This is a genomic window from Xanthobacter aminoxidans, assembly GCF_023571765.1.
Lineage (GTDB): Bacteria > Pseudomonadota > Alphaproteobacteria > Rhizobiales > Xanthobacteraceae > Xanthobacter > Xanthobacter aminoxidans.
Genome location: NZ_JAMJXC010000006.1, coordinates 158,025 through 176,473 on the forward strand (window position 1 = coordinate 158,025; position 18,449 = coordinate 176,473).

Below are 18,449 nucleotides of genomic sequence, written 5' to 3' on the forward strand. Positions count from 1 at the left end.
AATGCGGCTTCGCGAGCGTGGCCTTAACGTTCGCCGCCGCAGCCGGCATCAATTCGAGGATTCGGAGCCGAAGCTGGTGGAGAAGCCGCCTTCGCCAAGGGTGCGCAGGCCGATGCGGAACATCACCTTTGTCACCGGCGGCGCGTTGGGGCCGTTGAGGGTGTAGTCGGAGATGTAGTTCAGGGCGAGGGTGAAGCAGTCGTCGATGTAGCTGAGGCCGACGAGGGTATAGTCCACCTCGCCCGCGGCGAAGTCGTAGCGCAGGGCGCCGCGGATGGCCCAGTTGTCGTTCAGCTTGTAGGAGGCGTTGGTGTAGATGCCCTCGCGCGGGTCGTAATAGCCGAGCAGCGGCTGGGCCTCGTAGCGGCCGTAGGTGACGGCGATATTGAACCTATCGATCTCGGCCCGCGCCTGCAGCTCGAAGCGCTGCATGGAGAAGTTCTGCTCGTCGAAGCGGAAGCGGGTCACGAATTCGAGATACTTGGTGGGCGAGTAGCCGAACTTGGCGATGTAGTCCGAGGCCGAGGTCTCGAGGCCCGATTCAAGGCCGGTGTTGGCCATGTCGCCATAGGCGTAGGAGTTCTTGCCGAACAGGTTGTAGGACTGGCCGACCACGGCGGTGAACAGGCCCGCGCCGTTGATGGCGGCGGTGTAGGTCACGCCGAGGTTCAGGCGGCTGCCGCCCTCGACCCGGTCGTAGCCGGAATACTTGTTCACCTCGAACAGGTTGGTGTCGTCGAACACCAGGCTCTGGGCGTCCTCGTTCGGGAACTTGCCGATGTTGCTCTCGTTCGGGCGGATGATGACCTGCGCCCTGGGCTCGATGGTCTGGGTGCCCCAGCTCTCGGCCGAGATGAAGGGATATTTGTAGTCGAGACCGACCGCAGGCATGGCGCGGATGAGGTCGTCGCTGCCGGACTGGAGCGGGTTCTGCCCGGGGAAGGTGGGGCCGAACTGGTAGCTGGCGGGCAGGTAGGAGGTGTTGACCGAGGCCACGTCCACCCGCGCCGTGACGAACGGCGTCCACTGCTGGCCGAGGGGGTCGGTGATGGTCTTCTTCCAGTAGACGTCGCCGGACAGGCGCGTGTAGTCGCCCGGCGCGCCGCGCAGCAGGCATTCCTTGGCGTTCGGGCTCCACAGGGTGCACGCGCCGGTGGGCACGCCGACGCTGCCGATGGCGGAGGTGAGTTCGGAGGTGCCGATGAAGTCGGCCTGCTGGCGGGTCAGGCTGGTGAGGTTCACCTTGAAGCCGGCCTCGCCGCCCCACAGGGCGTTGTTGAACACCTTGTCGTAGTTGAGCGTGCCGACGATGGGCTGGCGGGCCTGATCGTCCGTCACGCCTAGGCCGAGGAAGTAGAGGCCGCGCAGGTCGAAATAGGACCGGTCGCCCTGGCCCGTCAGGTAGACGGTGGAGGTCTTGGTGGTGGTGGTGTCCGGGATCAGGTTGTAGTCGCGCAGGAACGTGCGGTCGGAGACGATGGTGCCGTCCCAGCCGAAGGTCCAGAACTTGTTCAGGGCGAAGGCGCCGGAGCTGTCCACCGAGCCGCGGTCCTGGCGATAGCCGGGCAGGATCTCGGTGATGCCGTTGGACGTGGTGATGAAGTCCTGCGGGTTCTGCTGCACGATGCCGGCGGCGCGGATGGTGTAGCTGCCGTTGATCAGGCGCTGGCGCCACTCGCCCTGCATCAGCACGCCCTGCTGGGTCAGGAAGGCGGGGGTCAGGGTGAGGTCGCGGTCGGGCGCGATGTTCCAGAAGAAGGGAACGGCGACGCCGTAGCCGATCTGGCTGGAGGAGAAGAACTCCGGCATGAGGAAGCCGGTCTTGCGCTTCACCGTCGGGTCCGGCGACGACATGTACGGGAAATAGGCCACCGGCAGGCCGAAAAACTCGACCCAGGCGTCCTCGTAATAGACCATCTTCTCGTCGTCGTTGTGGATGATCTTCTTGGCTTTGATCTGCCACAGCGGCGGCTTGGAAGGGTCGTCCTTGCACGGCTCGCAGGCCGTGTAGATGCCGTTCTGGAACACCGTGATGTTGCCATCGGTCCGGTCGGCGCGGATGGCGGCGAAGTGGGTGTTGTCCGGCGTGTCGAGGCGCAGGGAATCGATGAAGCCCTGCTTGAAGTCCTGCGTCAGCTGCAGGGTGTCGGCGGTGATGATCTTGCCGTCTTTGTCCTTGAGGCGGGCATTGCCCTCCGCGCGCAGGGTGTTGGCCTTGCGGTCCAGCACCACGCGGTGCGCCTCGAGGGAGGAGCCGTCGTAATAGATCTGGACGTTGCCGACCGCCGCGACGGTGTCCTTCTGGTAGTCGTATTCAAGCTGGTCGGCCGTCACCAGCATCTTCTGGTTCGGGTCGAGCTGGCGCGCGGCGAGGAGATTGCTGCCGGGCGCCGTGTTCTGGCTGGCGGCCGGCTGGGCGGTCTGCGCACGGGCGCTCCCCATCGGCGCGAGGAGGGCGACGAGGCCGGCAAAGATCAAGCTGAAGGCGGCAGCCGAGGAGGCGCGTCGAGACGCGCGACCGCCCGTTCCCCGCGCAGCTGCGCGAAGGCCCTTGGCAGTCATCCCTACGGCGGGGGGATGCCCGACCGTCATCCGTCCTCCCGGTGCAACAGAATGAGCGCCCCCAACAAAATCCCGGTCACTGCAGGAAACCACGCAGCAGCAACGGGATGAACGATTCCAGCCTCACCAAGATCCTCGGCGAGCTTGGTCCCAACATAAAGCAGAAAGCCCGCAAGCACGCCACCGAGAATCGTCTGGCCCACCCCGCCGAAGCGGAACACGCGGAGGCCCACGACCGCGGCAATGAGGACCATTGCCACCAGCAGAAACGGCTTTGCGAGAAGGCTCTGGAGCTGCAGACGGTATTTTTCCGCGCCGAAGCCGGATTGTTCTGCACTGCGAATAGCCGACGGGAGTTGCCAGAACGACACGGTTTCCGGGGCGATCAGCGAATCCTGGATCTGCTTCGGGTCCAGCTTCGTGGCAATCAGGTAGGTATCATAGGAGGCGAGATCGAGGCCCGGGACGAGCACCTTGGCGCCGGTAAGAATCCATGCACCATCTCCCAAGGTTGCAGATTTCGCCTCCACACGCTCCATGAAGTTCCCGGCCGGATCGAACTCGAAAATCACCACACCCGACAGCACGCGGCCGCCCTGGCGGGAGGACTGCGCCTGGATGATGGACTGGCCATCCACGCTCTGCTGGCGAATCCAGAAGTCTTTCTTCCCCTGGGTAAAGCCGGGGGTGCCGCCGCCGCTGGCGAAGATGTCGCCCTCGATCTGGTTGGCCCGCTCCTTGAAGTCGGCGGAGATGGGGTTGAACACGCAGGTGGCGAAGACGCCCACCAGGAAGGCCACCAGAACCGGCGGGGTGATGAACTGCCAGACCGAAAGCCCCACCGCGCGCGCCACCACCAATTCGAGCCGGCGGGACAGGATGACGAAGGTGACCATGCCGCCGAACAGCACGGCGAAGGGCAGGAGTTGCTCGGTGAAGGCGGGGGCGCGGTAGAGGGTGAGCAGGGCGAGAAGACTCACCGTCACCTGCTCGCGGTCCGCCGTGCGCCGGGCCATCTCCAGGAAGTCCACGAGCACGATCAGCGTGACGCAGGACAGGAAGATGACCGCCACTGCGTGCGCGAAGCGCCGCGCGAAATAGAAGCCGAGGATGCGTCCGATCATCGTCAGGCCGCTGCCCGCCGCGAGAATCGCGCGCGGATGGAGGCGCCGAGCGCCGTCAGCGCCGCCGGCGGGGCGAGGCGGATCCAGCCCTGGAGCACCATGGCGCAGATGATGACGGTGACGATGGGCAGCGCATAGATCAGCGGCACCGCGGCGGCGTTGGCCTTCAACTGACCGGCGATGGCGAAATTGCCGATCTGCACCAGCCCCATGGCGGGGATGATGGAGGTGAGCGCCGCGCCCCGGCTCTGGCGGGTGGTGCGCGGCTGGGCCAGCGCCGCGGCGGCGATGGCGAAGAAGGCCATGGGATAGAGCCCCGCCGAGAGGCGCTTGTGCAGCTCCTCCCGATATCGTCCGGGGAAAAAGCGGACATACATGTCCTCGGCCGGCGGGTTCATCACATAGGACAGCGGCCGCTCCATGGGCTTGATGTCCACGCCCTTGTTGTCCGGCGCCAGCGACGACAGATCGAAGGCGTAGCGCTGGAACTCCACCACCGAGGAATTGGCGGCCTTGCTGTCGGAGCGTCCCTGCTTCTGGTCACCGGCCGGGGTTGCGGGAGCCGCCGGGGCGGGCGCGGACGAATCGGCGGGTTTGGTGGCCTGTCCCCCCCCGTTCTGGGCGGCGAGCTTGGCACGGGCGGCGGCGCGGGCCTCCTCGGGCGTCGGCTGGGGCGTCGCCTCGGTCTTCCAGAGGTCGCCGCCACGCCGGTGAATGGAGCCGTTCTCCAGCACCAGGAAGATGCCGGCCTTGCTCTCGACGATCTGGCCGCGATCCGCGAGGTAGGTGGAAACCTCCTTCTCGCGGGCGTCATTGATGAAGATGCCGCGCATCACGCCGTTGGCGGAGCGCTCGCGCACGTGGAAGACGAGGCCCTGCGTCAGGTTCACGAAGCGGCCGGGCTGGGCGACGAAGGACACCACGTCCGCGCGCACCTTCGTCACCTGCTCGCGGAAGCTGGTGAGGCTGGCCGGCACCACGTGGACGGCGAGGGAGGAGCAGAACAGGGAGACGAGAATCGCCAGCAGGATGAGCGGGCGCAGCAGGCGCCACGGCCCCATGCCGGCGGCCGCCATCACCACGATCTCGCTGTCGCCGTTGAGCTTCAGCAGCGTGTAGGCGGTGGCGATGAACAGAGCGGCGGGCGCGATCACCAGCACCAGGGTCGGCATGGTGAGGCTGGTGATGGCGATGAAGGCGATGATGGTCTGGCCCTGGCTGGTCACCAGATCGAGCTGGCGCAGTGCCTGCGTCGCCCAGATCATCCCGGCGAGCACGACCACGACCCCCAGGAAGGCGACAGCCGCCGTGGAGAAGATGTAGCGATCCAGACGGCCCATCACAGCATGCCTTTAAATGCGCGGAGCCGCCCCCTCACTCGCATGTCGATCGACAGCGCGCTCTGGATAGCCGGAAGCCGTCCGCCGCGCAAATGTCCGTGGGGAAAGGCTCGCTCTTCCCCTGTGAATGGCCACGCCTCAGCCGGCGCGGCCAACCGTTCTCAGGGCAAAGAGGTAGACGAGGGCGACCTCGTCCAGCCGGTCGAACCGCCCGGCGGCGCCGCCATGGCCCGCATCCATGTTGGTCCGCAGCAGGATCGGCCGGGCTCCGGTATCCGCCGCCCGCAGCCGCGCCACCCATTTCGCCGGCTCCCAATAGGTGACGCGCGGATCGGTGAGCCCGGCGAGGGCGAAGATGGAGGGGTAGGCCTGGGCCTTCACATTATCCACCGGCGAATAGCTCCGGATTCGGTGAAAGGCCGCTTCGTCGGCGATGGGATTGCCCCACTCCGGCCATTCCGGCGGGGTGAGGGGCAGGGTGTCGTCCAGCATGGTCGTGAGAACGTCCACGAACGGCACCTCGGCGACGATGCCGGCGAACAGGTCGGGCCGGAGATTCGCCACCGCCCCCATCAGCATGCCGCCCGCGGAGCCACCTTGGGCGATGATGCGCTCGGGCCGGGTGAAGCCCTCGGCGACCAGATGCTCCGCCGCGGCGACGAAGTCGGTGAAGGTGTTGGTCTTCTTCGCCAGCTTGCCGTCGGCATACCAGCGCCAGCCCTTGTCCGTGCCGCCACGGATATGGGCGATGGCATAGATGAAGCTGCGATCCACCAGCGACAGCCGGTTGGTGGCGAAGCCGGCGGGAATGGTGATTCCGTAAGCGCCATAACCGTAGAGCAGCAGCGGGGCGGAGCCGTCGAGCGGCGTGTCCTTGTGGTAGAGCAGGGAGACCGGCACGGTTTCGCCGTCCGGTGCCGGGGCCATCAGGCGGCGCGTCACATACTGCGCCGGGTCGTGGCCGGAGGGCACTTCCTGCCGCTTCAGCATCTCGCGTCGGCGGCTCGCCATGTCATAGTCCCACACCTCGGACGGGGTGGTCATGGAGGCATAGGTGAAGCGCAACTGGGTGGTGTCGAAGGCGTATCCCGCCGACATGCCCAGCGCATAGGCCTCCTCGTCGAAGGCGATGGCGTGTTCCGCGCCGTCGGCCAGCGCCCGGATGACGATGCGCGGCAGCCCGCCTTCGCGCTCAAGGCGCGCCATGTGGCCGCTGAACACCGTGTGGCTCAGGATCATGCAGCCCGGGCGATGCGGGACGAGATCGACCCAGTGCTCCCGCCCCGGCGTGGCGACGGGGGCCGTGGTGATCTTGAAATCCTCGGCACCGTCCGCATTGGTCAGGAAGATCAGGGTATCGACGCCGCCAAGGTCGGGGTGGTGCTCCACCTCGTAGCGCACGCCCTCGGTGCGCGGCGCGATGCAGCGCGGGGCGGCGGCCGGGTCCTGAAGGTCCAGAAGGTGGACCTCGGACGTCTCGTGGTCGCCGCAGGCAATCAGCCCGTAACGGCGGGACTGGGTTTCCCCCAGGGAGACGAAGAAGCCCTTGTCCGGCTCCTCGTAGATCAGCGTGTCCGTCTCCGGCGCCGTGCCGAGGACATGGCGGAAGACGAGGGACGGGCGGTGCTCGGCATCCCGGCGGATGTAATAGAGCACGCTGCCGTCGGCGCTCCACAGGAGGTCGCCGGTGGTCTCCTCGATGGCGTCGGGAAGGTCGGCACCGGTCGCGAGGTCGCGGACGCGAAGGGAATAGAGTTCGGAGCCGGAGGTGTCGGCGGAATAGGCGAGGCGGCGGTGATCGGCGCTGTGCCGCCAGTGGCCAAAGTGAAAATAGGCCTTGCCCGCGGCTTCCCTGTCGCCGTCGAGGAGGATGGCCTCCGCCCCGTCCGGCAAAGCCTTGCGGCAGGCGAGGGGGTGCTGGCCCCCCTCCCGGTGGCGGGAATAATAGGCGAAGGGGCCGTCCGGCGCGGGCACGGAGGAATCATCCTCCTTGATGCGCCCGCGCATCTCGGCGACCAGCTTCCCCTTGAGATCGCCGAGCGGGGCGAACCAGGCGTCCGCATAGGCATTCTCGGCCTCGAGGTAGGCCCGGATGTCGACGTCGAGCACGGACGGGTCGCGCATGACGGCGCGCCAGTTGTCGGCGCGCAGCCAGGCGTAGTCATCGGTGAGGGAAAGGCCGTGGACGGTGCGGGTCGACGGACGGCGAGGGGCGCGCGGCGGCTCAGACGCCACGGTCTGCCCCGTCGTCCGGTTTCAGGGAGAGGGCGGTGCCGTTCATGCAGAAACGCAGGCCGGTCGGCGCCGGGCCATCCGGAAAGACATGGCCGAGATGGCTGTCGCAGGATGCGCAGCGCACCTCGATGCGGCGCATGCCGTGGGAGACGTCCTCATGGGTCACGACCGCCTCCGGCGACACCGGCTGGAAGAAGCTCGGCCAGCCCGTACCGGAATTGTACTTGCTCTCGGAGCGGAACAGCGGCGTGCCGCAGGCGACACAGGAATAGAGGCCTGCGCGCTTCTCGTCCCAGTAGGGGCCGGTGAAGGCGCGCTCGGTGCCGGCCTGACGGGCGATTCGGAACTGCTCGGGCGTGAGGCAGGAGCGCCATTCGCTTTCGCTCTTCACGACCTTGGTGTGGTCCGCGTCGGAAGGGGCAGAGGTGGACATGGAAGAACCCCAGTCTGATTTGTCGCAGAGGTAGGCATTCCATATGGCGACGGCAAGGCTGCATGCGATCACACATGCGCGCGGCTGGGTCGAGGGGCGGGATGGCCCGGGCGGCAGCACGCCGGGTCGGTAGTGCAGATTTGCGATATTGCGACAAATCAAGAAGACGAGCCGTATTGCGGAAATATCGGTTGCAAAGTTGAAAACACGAAACTAACACAGACTTATAGCCGTCTTCGCAGCATCCGTGCGCGGGCGACTGTTCAGGGTACGTACACTGTCCGAGGTTCGTACACTGTGTGTCTGCGGACGAGCGCAGCGGGGCGCGGCGAAAGCGTCCTGGTGGTGCCTTGCGTCTTGGTGACGCCCTGGCAGCACTGGACCCCACCTTGATCGCATACGCCGAGTTCTCCCGATCCGCCCGCCGATTGCATGTCCTGATTGTTCGGAAGCGCGAAACCTGACCGACCGCGCATTCGTCATCTCACGCCATCTCAACGCGAAGCAGGTCCCATGAGCGACACCACGGAACAGACGGCCTTCATCGAGCTCGCGACGGATATCATCTCCGCCTACGTCGGCAACAACACGGTTGCCGCGGCCGAGCTGCCGGCCCTCATCAACGACGTTTTCAACGCGCTCACGCGCCTCGGCACCGGCGAGGCGCCGGCCGACGCCGAGCCGCTGAAGCCGGCGGTGGCGGTGAAGCGTTCCGTGAACGCGGACTTCATCATCTGCCTGGAGGACGGCAAGAAGTTCAAGTCGCTGAAGCGCCACCTGCGCACGCGCTACGACATGACCCCCGAGCAGTATCGCGAGAAGTGGGGCCTGCCGGCCGACTATCCCATGGTCGCCCCCAACTATGCCGCCGCCCGCTCGGAGCTCGCCAAGCAGATGGGCCTCGGCCAGCAGCGCCGTCGCGGCTGAAGCATTTCCCTCTCAAGCGGAAAGGCCCGGCGCAACGCGCCGGGCCTTTTTGCGTCTGGAGCCTGCGAAGGCCGCCGCTCACTCGGCGGCGATGCGCACCTGGGGCTGGGCGTCGCGCACGGCGGCATCCACATGGGTCTCGAAGCGGGCGAAGTTCTCACGGAACATGTTCACCAGCCGCCGTGCGGTGGCGTCGAAGTCCGCCTTGTCCGCCCAGGTCTTGGACGGATAGAGGATGTGCGGTTCGATGCCCGGCACGGAGGTCGGCACCTCGAAGCCGAAATAGGGGTCGGTGCGGAACGAGGCGCCCTTGAGCGAGCCGTCCAGCACCGCGGTCAGCAGCGTGCGCGTGACCTTGATGGGCATGCGCCGGCCCGTGCCGAACTTGCCGCCGGTCCAGCCGGTGTTCACCAGCCAGCAGTCCACGCCATGTTCCGCGATGAGATCGCGCAGCAGATTGCCGTAGACGGAGGGATGGCGCGGCATGAAGGGGGCGCCGAAGCAGGTGGAGAAGGTGGCTTCCGGGTCCTTCACGCCCTTCTCGGTGCCCGCGACCTTCGCGGTGTAGCCGGACAGGAAGTGATACATGGCCTGCGCCGGGCTCAGCCGCGCGATGGGCGGCAGCACGCCGAAGGCGTCGCAGGTGAGCATCACCACATTCCTCGGCTGCCCCGCGCGGCCGGTGGGGCTGGCATTGGGGATGAAGGCGAGGGGATAGCAGGAGCGGGTATTCTCGGTGAGGCTGCCGTCGTCGAAATCCGGCACCCGCGTCACCTTGTCCAGCACCACATTCTCCAGCACCGTGCCGAAGCGGTTGGAGGCGGCGAAGATCTCGGGCTCGGCCTCGGCGGAGAGGCGGATGGTCTTGGCGTAGCAGCCGCCCTCGAAATTGAACACGCCGTCCTGGCTCCAGCCGTGCTCGTCGTCGCCGATGAGCGTGCGGTTGGGATCGGCGGACAGCGTGGTCTTGCCGGTGCCCGACAGGCCGAAGAACAGGCAGACGTCGCCCGCGTCGCCTACGTTCGCCGAGCAGTGCATGGGCATGATGCCCTTTTTCGGCAGGATGTAGTTGAGCGCGGTGAACACCGACTTCTTCATCTCGCCCGCATAGGACGAGTTGCCGATGAGCACGATGCCGCGGGTGAAGTCCACCGCGATCACCGTCTCCGAGCGAACCCCGTGGCGCGCCGGGTCGGCCTTGAAGGACGGCAGGTCGATGATGGTCATCTCCGGCACGAAGCCGTCCAGCTCGGCCCGTTCAGGGCGGCGCAGCATGGTGCGGATGAACAGGGAGTGCCACGCGAACTCGGTATAGACACGCACCTTGATGCGGGAGGCGGGATCGGCGCCGCCATAAAGGTCCTGCGCGAACAGGGTCTTGTCCTCGGCCTCCTTCAGGAAGTCCTGATAGAGCGTCTCGAACTGCTCCGGCGTGATGGCGCCGTTATTGTCCCACCAGACCTCGCCTTCAGTCGCGGCATCGCGCACCACGAACTTGTCCTTGGGGCTGCGGCCGGTGTGGGCGCCGGTCTCGGCCATCAGCGCGCCGCCGGAGGACAGGTGCCCTTCCTTGTGCGCGAGCGCATGCTCGTAGAGCTCGGGCTCGAGCAGATTCCAGTGGACCGCCGTAAGATGCTTGAGGCCGAAAGTGTCCGCGCCGCAGGCGCTGTTCCGGTGACCGGTTTCGAGCACGGAAGATTCCTCCACAGTTCCCGCCGGCGTGACGCCGGCATTCATCCGCCGTCCCGCTCTCGTAGAGTTATGCGGGCGGTGTCGGGCCGGGGACGTCTTTGCGCATCCCTCGAAGCCGCGTCGCGCACGCTAGAGGGAGTTGAGCGCCAAGGAAACTCCGACAAACGGAGGCTAAACGTTTAAATTCAGGCCGCAGTTCCACGCCGTGCGTCGTTCACCAGCTTCACCAGTTCTTGCCGCACTGCAGCAAGGTCTTCCACCCGTCTGGTAAAGTCGAGCCGGCGCACGAGATCGCCGCAGATCAGTTCGCACCCCTCGGGATCGAGGGAGAGCAGGCGCCAGTCGCCCTCCGGCGCGCCGAGGAGCACGGTGGCGTAGAGGCGCACGGCATCGGCATGGTCCGCATTCATGTGTGCGATCACGCCGTCCACCCCTTCGGCCAGCGCCTCCGCCCCCTGCCAGCCGGTGAGCAGCTTTTCCCCCGGCACGTCCACGATGCGGCCGAAGCCCTCGACCAGGTGCGCCTCGGTGATGTCGATGGCGTAAAAGGCGAAATCCGTGAAATCCGCATATCCCGCCGCCGCTTCGTGCCGGGCGAGATAGCGCGCGCGGACCTCCGGGGCAGGGGCGGGGACGATGCGGCCGATGAGGCTGGCGCGGGGCGCGTTCAGCGGGTCCTCGGCGCCGGCCGCCGAGACAAGGAGGGAGACGCGGGCATCGCCCGCGATGTTGCGGGTGTGCCGGGCGAGGCGGGAGATGAGCAGGGTCGGGCGGCCCTCCGGGTCCGTGGAGATTGCCACCAGAGAGGCGTAGGGGGTGCCGTCACCCTCCAGCGTTGCAAGGGCGCCGAAGCGGGCCTCGCGCACGAGGTGGCGGACGGCGGTCGCGGACGGCTTGGTCATGGGGCTCCTCCTGCGGGGCGGTGCCACGATGCTCCGGCGCGGCGGCCGGGCGCAAGGGGAGGAGCGCAACCGGACGCCCGAACCTTCCGTAAGGGACGCACGGAAACGGAAAGCTTGATTAAGGGTATTCGGCGGCCGCCATTTGGTGTCGGTGGAGAATCCCGCTATTTTGCGTCGATCGAGTCTTGTGTGTCACATTTCGGCCACGCGAACGCGGTTCACCGCAGTGAGAGGCCGCAACAGATGGCTGGCTTGAAGGCCCGTGTTCAACGGTCCGCTTTCCGGACGGCTTTAAAGAGGTGTCATGCCCACGATCGCCCTCGTCGACGACGACCGCAACATCCTGACCTCGGTCTCCATCGCTCTGGAGGCGGAGGGCTACCGCATCGACACCTACACGGACGGCGCCTCGGCCCTGGACGGGTTCAAGACCAACCCGCCGGACCTCGCCATCCTCGACATCAAGATGCCCCGCATGGACGGCATGGAGCTGCTCCGCCGCCTGCGCCAGAAGACCGACATGCCGGTGATCTTCCTCACCTCCAAGGACGAGGAGATCGACGAGCTGTTCGGCCTGAAGATGGGCGCCGACGATTTCATCAAGAAGCCCTTCTCCCAGCGCCTGCTGGTGGAACGGGTGAAGGCGGTGCTGCGCCGCGCCGGCGCCAAGGACGGTGCCGCCCCGCGCGAAGTGGACAGCGCCAAGGTGCTGGAGCGCGGCAACCTGCGCATGGACCCGGAGCGCCACACCTGCACCTGGAAGGCCGAGCCGGTGACGCTCACCGTCACCGAGTTCCTGATCCTCCAGGCGCTCGCCCAGCGCCCGGGCGTGGTCAAGAGCCGCAACGCCCTCATGGACGCGGCCTATGACGATCAGGTCTATGTGGACGACCGCACCATCGACAGCCACATCAAGCGGCTGCGCAAGAAATTCAAGTCGGTGGACGATTCGTTCGAGATGATCGAGACCCTGTACGGCGTCGGCTACCGGTTCAAGGAGTGATCCGGGCCGCGCGCGGCAGGTTCGGCACCACATGACGGTCGAGACCAACGAGGCGCCGCTGGAGCGTCCGAGCGAGCCGGCGGGCATTCTCGCCACCGTTCGGCGCGTGCGTCGCTTCGTGGCGTTCAAGGGCTTCTCGTCGCTCACGCGGCGCATCGTGCTCCTGAACCTCGCGGGCCTGTGCGCGCTGGTCTCCGGCATCCTCTATCTCTCGGAATTCCGCTCCGGCCTCATCGACGCGCGCATCCAGAGCCTTCTGGTGCAGGGCGAGATCATCGCCGCCGCCATCGCCTCCTCGGCGCAGGTCGAGACCAACGCCATCACGCTCGACCCCGACCGCCTGCTGGAATTGCAGGCGGGAGAGAGCTACGGCCCCGAGGACGGCTTCGCGCCGCTGGAATTCCCCATCAATCCCGAGCGCGTGGCCCCGGTGCTGCGCCGCCTCGTCGGCCCGACCCGGACCCGCGCCCGCATCTATGACCGGGAAGGCCAACTGCTGCTGGATTCCCGCTCGCTCTATTCCCGCGGCGAGATCCTGCGCTTCGACCTGCCCTCGCCCAATGAGCCCAAGCCCGGGTTCCTGGAGCGCGCGTGGCTCGGCATCCAGCTCTGGCTCGGCCGTGGCGACCTGCCGCTCTACCGCGAAATGGGGCCGCAGGCCGGCAAGAACTATCCGGAGGTCGCCTCCGCCGCGCTCGGCACCAAGGCCAGCGAGGTGCGGGTGGACGAGCGCGGGCAGGTGGTGGTCTCGGTCGCCGTGCCCATCCAGCGCTTCCGCGCCATCCTTGGCGTGCTGCTGCTCTCCACCCAGAGCGGCGAGATCGATGCGGCGGTGAAGGCCGAGCGCTTCGTCATCGTCCGCGTCTTCCTGGTGGCGGCGGCGGTGATGGTGCTGCTCTCCGTGCTGCTGGCCGGCACCATCGCCGATCCCGTGCGCAAGCTCGCCGCCGCGGCGGAGCGGGTGCGCCGGCGCATCAAGACCCGGGTGGAAATTCCTGATTTCACCGCCCGCGCCGACGAGATCGGCCACCTCTCCGGCGCCCTGCGCGACATGACGAGCGCGCTCTACAACCGCATCGAGGCCATCGAGAGCTTCGCGGCGGACGTGGCGCACGAATTGAAGAATCCGCTTACCTCCCTGCGCAGCGCGGTGGAGACGCTGCCTCTGGCCAAAACCGATTCCTCCCGCTCGCGCCTGCTGGAGGTGATCCAGCATGACGTGAAGCGTCTCGACCGCCTCATCTCCGACATTTCCGACGCCAGCCGCCTGGACGCGGAGCTGCAACGGCAGGAAGCCGTGACGGTGGACCTGAAGCAGCTTCTGGAGATGGTGGTGGGCCTCGCCCAAGACGTGCGCAAGGATGACGGGGTCAGCGTTTCCCTCACCTTCGATCGCGCGGCGGGGGCGCCGCAGGACTACAACATCGCCGGCCACTCCTCGCGCCTCGGCCAGGTGGTGGACAATCTCGTCTCCAACGCCCGCTCCTTCTCGCCGCAAGGTAGTTCCGTGCGCGTCACCTGCCGCCGCCTCAAGGACGGGGCGGAGATTACGGTGGACGACGATGGCCCGGGCATTCGCCCAGACGCCCTCTCGCGCATCTTCGAGCGCTTCTACACGGATCGCCCGCACCAGGGCTTCGGCCAGAATTCCGGCCTCGGCCTCTCCATCTCGCGGCAGATCGTGGAAGCCCACGGCGGGCGCATCTGGGCCGAGAACCGCACCGCCACCGATCCCGATGGCACCCCCCACGTCACCGGCGCGCGCTTCGTCGTGCGCCTGCCCACCGGCTGACCGTGACCGGGGCCGCGCCACCCACCATCCATGCAAGCTGCGTCGCCGTGGGGGACGTGGGGCTTCTCATCCGCGGCCCCTCGGGCTCCGGCAAGTCCATGCTGGCGCTGAGGCTCATCCTCGATGCCCCCCGCGCTCTGCCGCCGGCCGAGCTGGTGGCGGACGACCGAGTGGTGCTTGCGGTGGAGGATGGTATGCTGATCGCCCGGCCGCCTCCTTTACTTGCAGGCCTGATCGAGTTGCGCGGTATTGGTGTGAGGCGGATGGAGCACCGTCCCTCCGTCGCAGTGCGGCATGTGGTCGATCTGGCGGCATCGGAAATGGTCCGCATGCCCGACCCGGCCGAGCTTCGGGAACAGATTCAAGGCATTGAAATCCCTAGAACTCCGATCTTTGACCTGGACCTGGCGCCTGTCGTAATCGCTTGCATTCTCAAGACGCGGGCTTACGAAAACTAAATGTGCTTTTGTGCGTTGCACCCCTTGCGTAATTTTTGAGCCGCTCTGAATATGGCCGTCCCGCAGCGCGGGAGGCCTTCATCAGGGGGAAGATGAGGGCGGAGGAAGCATGATCGGTCTCGTCCTCGTCACACACGGCCGTCTGGCAGACGAATTCTGCTCCGCTCTGGAGCATGTGATGGGCCCGCAGGCCCAGATCGCCGCTGTCACCATTGGTCCAGAAGACGACATGGAGCGGCGGCGCCAGGACATCATCGAGGCGGTGGATCGCGTTCGCACCGGCGACGGGGTGGTGATCCTCACCGACATGTTCGGCGGAACCCCCTCGAACCTCGCGATTTCGGTGATGAACACGCCGGATGTCGAGGTGGTCGCGGGCATCAACCTGCCCATGCTGGTCAAGCTCGCCAAGGTGCGTGGGGAGATGCCGCTGGCCCAGGCCGTGGACGTCGCCCAGGAAGCCGGTAGGAAATACATCAATGTCGCAAGCCGCGTCCTCTCCGGTAACTGAGCTTTTCGCCGACGCCGGTTGCGCGGCGGGCGGCGGCTGTTCCGACGATCCGGCCATCGCCTGCGGCCGGCCTATCGCGCCCGAGGCGCTGGTGCGCGTGCTTCCCATCATCAACAAACGCGGCCTCCACGCCCGCGCCTCCGCCAAGTTCGTACAGACCGTGGAGCGCTTCGACGCCATGGTCACGGTGTGCCGCAGCGGCGAGGCGGTGGGCGGCAATTCCATCATGGGCCTTATGATGCTGGCCGCCGGGCCCGGCACCTGCGTCACCGTCACCGCCACCGGCCGGGAGGCGTCCGACGTGCTCGACGCCCTCGGCACCCTCGTCGGCGACCGGTTCGGCGAGGAAGAGTAGGGCGAAAGCCCCGCGCCCGTGTGCTGACGGGCTGGCAAGCGAAAGCGCTGCCGTTTCGGCCGTTTACCTCAAATTGAGGTTGCTCTGGCCCGTTCCCCGATGGTTGCCTATGTCTTAACGCTGATCCCTTCGTGCAATGGGCCCGAGGGATCCGGGACGGGCCTTCCCCCCGTATCAGATGCATGTTCGAGCCGAGGAGCCATAAGCCCGAGGAGGCACCGGCGCCCAAGCGCCGCCGGTGGAGCCTCGGCTTGTCGGCAAAACTGCTCGCCTTGACGGTGGCCGTGGTGGCCACGGCGGAAATCGCCGTGCTGGTGCCCACCATCGCCAATTACCGCATCGCCTGGCTGTCCGACCGCCTCGCCGCCGCCCGCACCGCCGCCCTCGTGCTCGACGCCGCGCCGCAGGACGGCGTGACGGTGGACATGACCCGCGAGCTTCTCGACAGCGTGGGCGCCAAGGTGATCGTGGTGAAGCGGGAGGGCACGCGGCGCCTCCTCGCCGCCTCCGACATGCCGCCCGAGGCGGACGTGCACATCGACATGCGCGAGACCACGCTCTGGGGCGCGGTGCATGATGCCTTCGACACCCTCGTCGCCGACAACGGCCGCATCCTGCGCATCGTCGGCGAACCGCCGCGGGGGGCCGACTTCATCGAGATCGTGCTCAGCGAGACCCCGCTGCGCGTGGCGCTGCTGCGCTTCGCAGCGACCGTACTGCTCATCTCGCTCGCCGTGGCTGTCGTGGCGGGCGTGCTGGTCTATGTGAGCCTCAACTGGCTGTTCGTGCGGCCCATGCGCCGCCTCACCGAGCGCATGTCCGCCTTCCGCGAGGATCCGGAGGACGCCTCGCGCATCATCGTGCCCTCCGGCCGCTCCGACGAGATCGGCACCGCCGAGGAGGCGCTCGAGGAATTGCAGCGCGAGCTCTCCCACACCCTGCACCAGAAGAGCCACCTCGCGGCGCTGGGCCTTGCCGTGTCCAAGATCAACCACGATCTGCGCAATCTGCTGTCCTCGGCGCAGCTGCTCTCGGACCGCCTCGCCTCGGTGCCGGACCCGACCGTGCAGCGCTTCGCGCCGAAGCTGCTCGCCGCCCTCGACCGCGCCATCCATTATTGCGAGCAGACCCTGTCCTACGGTCGCGCCAAGGAGCCCCTGCCGGAGCGGCGCGACGTGGAACTCGCCCATCTGTTCGAGGAGGTGCGCGAAACCCTCGGCCTCTCGCCCGGTGGCAGCGCGGGGGTCGGCTGGGTGGCAGACGTGGAGCGCGGGCTCACCGCCGATGCCGATCCCGATCAACTGTTCCGGGTCATCCTCAACATCACCCGCAACGCCCTCCAGGCGCTCGAGGCGCGCGCCCCGCTCGATCCCGAGCGCGACCAGATCCGCGTCCGCGCCCGCCGCAAGGGGCCGGTGGTGGAGATCGAGCTCAGCGACACCGGGCCGGGCATTCCCGCGGCGCGGCGCGAGCATCTGTTCGAGGCCTTCGTCTCCTCCGCCCGGCGTGGCGGCACGGGGCTCGGCCTGCCCATCGCCGACGAACTGGTGCGGGCCCACGGCGGCCACATCCGCCTGCTCGACACCAAGATCGGCACCGCCTTCCGCATCACCATCCCCGACCAGCCGGAGAGCCGGCATCACCGACGGGAACGCATCCGGGCGTGAGCGGGCCGAGTTTTCCACAAGGCGCGCTCTTTCCGGCCGGTCTCATGAGCGATGCGGGCCGGGGGCCTTGCACCCTCCCATAAAAAGGGGTAGCAGACGGGCCTCGCGGAATTCCAAGCCGCGAACGCCTCGGAAAGCTCCTCGCTTTCCCGACCGGTCCGCCGGTCACGGGCACAGGCGCCGGTAGCTCAGCTGGATAGAGCACCAGACTACGAATCTGGGGGTCGGGAGTTCGAATCTTCCCCGGCGCGCCACCTAACAGATTGAAATAGCAATTATTTTTAGATTGTCTGTCTGGGGCCGCCGGCTGAATTTTATGAATTCAGCCGGTTTTTCAGCCGGTTTTGGAAGGATGGATACCCCTTCGCATCCTATAGTGGTTAGGAGCGTGCCCGAGTGACTGGCCAGAGGAAGAGAGGCCTGTTTTTTTCCTGAAGGGAGATCGCGGTCATAACGCGGCGAGCGCGCCGACCCCGTGCCGAGGTTGGGGTCGAGGGGGCGAATCCCTTCGTCTGCCCAGAATTCCTATTAAATTCAATTTTTTAATTGGCGGCTGCGCACTGCGGCACCTGCATCAGGAGATCATGCGGCTGGTGCGCCGGCCGTGGACCTAAGAGAACGTCACCTTCGCGGGCGAGCACTTCCAGGTCGCCGATGCCACCGTAGAGCCGGGCATCCAGGTCCGCGCCGCGCGCCGGCATCCCCGGCTCTATTTCGGCGGCGCCTGGGAGAGGCAGAGCACTGGCCGCCACCGAAGCCGACATTCAGCTAGTCCTCGGCGAACTGCTTGTCGGGGAGCGCATTGCCCGGCTCAAGGCGGAGCCGCGCGCTGGACCGCGACCTGCCGCCTCTGGAATTCGGACTGCATCGCCACGCTGGTTCGTGACACCACGAGCGAGGCCTGGCCGAAGCTGAGGCGAATGTCGCCGAAATGGCCAAGACCGAAGGCGCCGGTGAGCAAGACCCCAAGCGGGAGGTCGCGATAGGCTAGCAGCGGCGGCTCGACCTTCTCGCGCACGGCAACGTGCTCGACGACAACCTCTATACGTGGCCGCGAAAGTTCGGCGGAGGACGTAGCCCGTTCGCTGAACAAATACCGGGATCTGGGCATCACCCACTTCGTGCTCTCCGACACGCTCAATCTGTCTGAGATCAAGTAGCATGGCGACCAGATGCTTCCGTTGCTGCACAGCTGGGGGCCCCGGGGCCGGCTTCCCCCTGCCCGTGGAGCCCGGCAGGGAAAGGCCGGACGCCGGCTTCCACGCTACGTCACGGCAGACTCCATCCTGACGGGGCCATCGGAACTGCGCGCGTTTCGCAACCTGTTGCAATGCAGGCGGAGGCGCCGGCACGCCAGGCCGCGGTTGCACGGCAGACCGCGATTGCAGGGAAGCCGGCGCAGGACATCCTTCCAGCGTCATCGAGCCCCGCCGAAGGGCGAAGGCAGC

14 protein-coding genes, 1 tRNA gene and 1 pseudogene are annotated in these 18,449 nt (G+C 66.9%); 9 read left to right on the forward strand and 7 right to left on the reverse strand.

Features of this window, described 5'->3' with window-relative positions; all coding sequences use genetic code 11:
* Positions 1–48 precede the first annotated feature (48 nt).
* The 5 genes from EJ105_RS11900 to msrB form a co-directional block, all read right to left on the reverse strand.
* Entirely contained in the window at positions 49–2,478 is a 2,430-nt protein-coding gene (locus EJ105_RS11900) for an LPS-assembly protein LptD (RefSeq protein ID WP_245279336.1), read from the reverse strand.
* Positions 2,479–2,588: 110 nt separating this feature from the next.
* The gene (gene lptG, locus EJ105_RS11905) at positions 2,589–3,686 is read right to left on the reverse strand and encodes an LPS export ABC transporter permease LptG (protein WP_024277693.1); all 1,098 of its coding nucleotides are present in this window, start codon (positions 3,684–3,686) and stop codon (positions 2,589–2,591) included.
* Between the two features lie 2 nt (positions 3,687–3,688).
* A complete protein-coding gene (locus EJ105_RS11910; protein WP_250166498.1) occupies positions 3,689–5,026 on the reverse strand; it encodes an LptF/LptG family permease in 1,338 nt (445 codons plus the stop codon).
* 138 nt (positions 5,027–5,164) lie between these two features.
* Positions 5,165–7,261: a S9 family peptidase gene (locus tag EJ105_RS11915; RefSeq protein ID WP_250166499.1), complete on the reverse strand. Its 2,097-nt coding sequence runs from the start codon at positions 7,259–7,261 to the stop codon at positions 5,165–5,167.
* A complete protein-coding gene (msrB, locus tag EJ105_RS11920) occupies positions 7,251–7,694 on the reverse strand; it encodes a peptide-methionine (R)-S-oxide reductase MsrB (protein WP_024277696.1) in 444 nt (147 codons plus the stop codon). The genes EJ105_RS11915 and msrB overlap by 11 nt, the downstream gene beginning before the upstream one ends.
* 513 nt (positions 7,695–8,207) lie before the next feature.
* On the opposite strand from msrB, the gene EJ105_RS11925 reads away from it, so the two are divergent.
* Entirely contained in the window at positions 8,208–8,621 is a 414-nt protein-coding gene (locus EJ105_RS11925) for a Ros/MucR family transcriptional regulator (protein WP_024277697.1), read from the forward strand.
* A 78-nt stretch (positions 8,622–8,699) separates the two neighbouring features.
* Here the strand turns inward: EJ105_RS11925 and EJ105_RS11930 are convergent, their stop codons facing one another.
* Positions 8,700–10,313, reverse strand: coding sequence for a phosphoenolpyruvate carboxykinase (locus EJ105_RS11930; RefSeq protein WP_250166500.1), 1,614 nt, complete (start codon positions 10,311–10,313; stop codon positions 8,700–8,702).
* Between the two features lie 185 nt (positions 10,314–10,498).
* Positions 10,499–11,215 (reverse strand): HugZ family pyridoxamine 5'-phosphate oxidase, encoded by a 717-nt coding sequence (locus EJ105_RS11935; RefSeq protein WP_250166501.1) that lies wholly within the window; start codon positions 11,213–11,215, stop codon positions 10,499–10,501.
* Between the two features lie 304 nt (positions 11,216–11,519).
* On the opposite strand from EJ105_RS11935, the gene EJ105_RS11940 reads away from it, so the two are divergent.
* From EJ105_RS11940 to EJ105_RS11975, 8 genes and pseudogenes are all read left to right on the forward strand, one after another.
* Positions 11,520–12,218, forward strand: a complete 699-nt coding sequence (locus EJ105_RS11940; RefSeq protein ID WP_029557293.1) for a response regulator transcription factor — start codon at positions 11,520–11,522, stop codon at positions 12,216–12,218.
* 31 nt (positions 12,219–12,249) lie between these two features.
* Complete coding sequence (locus EJ105_RS11945; protein WP_250166502.1) at positions 12,250–14,010, forward strand: sensor histidine kinase; 1,761 nt, start codon at positions 12,250–12,252, stop codon at positions 14,008–14,010.
* 2 nt (positions 14,011–14,012) lie between these two features.
* Positions 14,013–14,468 (forward strand): HPr kinase/phosphorylase, encoded by a 456-nt coding sequence (locus tag EJ105_RS11950; protein ID WP_347881314.1) that lies wholly within the window; start codon positions 14,013–14,015, stop codon positions 14,466–14,468.
* 109 nt (positions 14,469–14,577) lie between these two features.
* The gene (locus EJ105_RS11955; protein ID WP_024277703.1) at positions 14,578–14,979 is read left to right on the forward strand and encodes a PTS sugar transporter subunit IIA; all 402 of its coding nucleotides are present in this window, start codon (positions 14,578–14,580) and stop codon (positions 14,977–14,979) included.
* A complete protein-coding gene (locus EJ105_RS11960; RefSeq protein WP_394042060.1) occupies positions 14,948–15,334 on the forward strand; it encodes an HPr family phosphocarrier protein in 387 nt (128 codons plus the stop codon). Before EJ105_RS11955 ends, EJ105_RS11960 begins: the two co-directional genes overlap by 32 nt.
* A gap of 182 nt (positions 15,335–15,516) precedes the next feature.
* The gene (locus EJ105_RS11965; protein WP_081837602.1) at positions 15,517–17,001 is read left to right on the forward strand and encodes an ATP-binding protein; all 1,485 of its coding nucleotides are present in this window, start codon (positions 15,517–15,519) and stop codon (positions 16,999–17,001) included.
* Positions 17,002–17,178: 177 nt separating this feature from the next.
* Positions 17,179–17,255 (forward strand) — tRNA-Arg (locus EJ105_RS11970).
* 321 nt (positions 17,256–17,576) lie between these two features.
* A pseudogene (locus EJ105_RS11975) lies at positions 17,577–18,161 on the forward strand (LLM class flavin-dependent oxidoreductase); the annotation flags it as partial.
* Positions 18,162–18,449 lie beyond the last annotated feature (288 nt).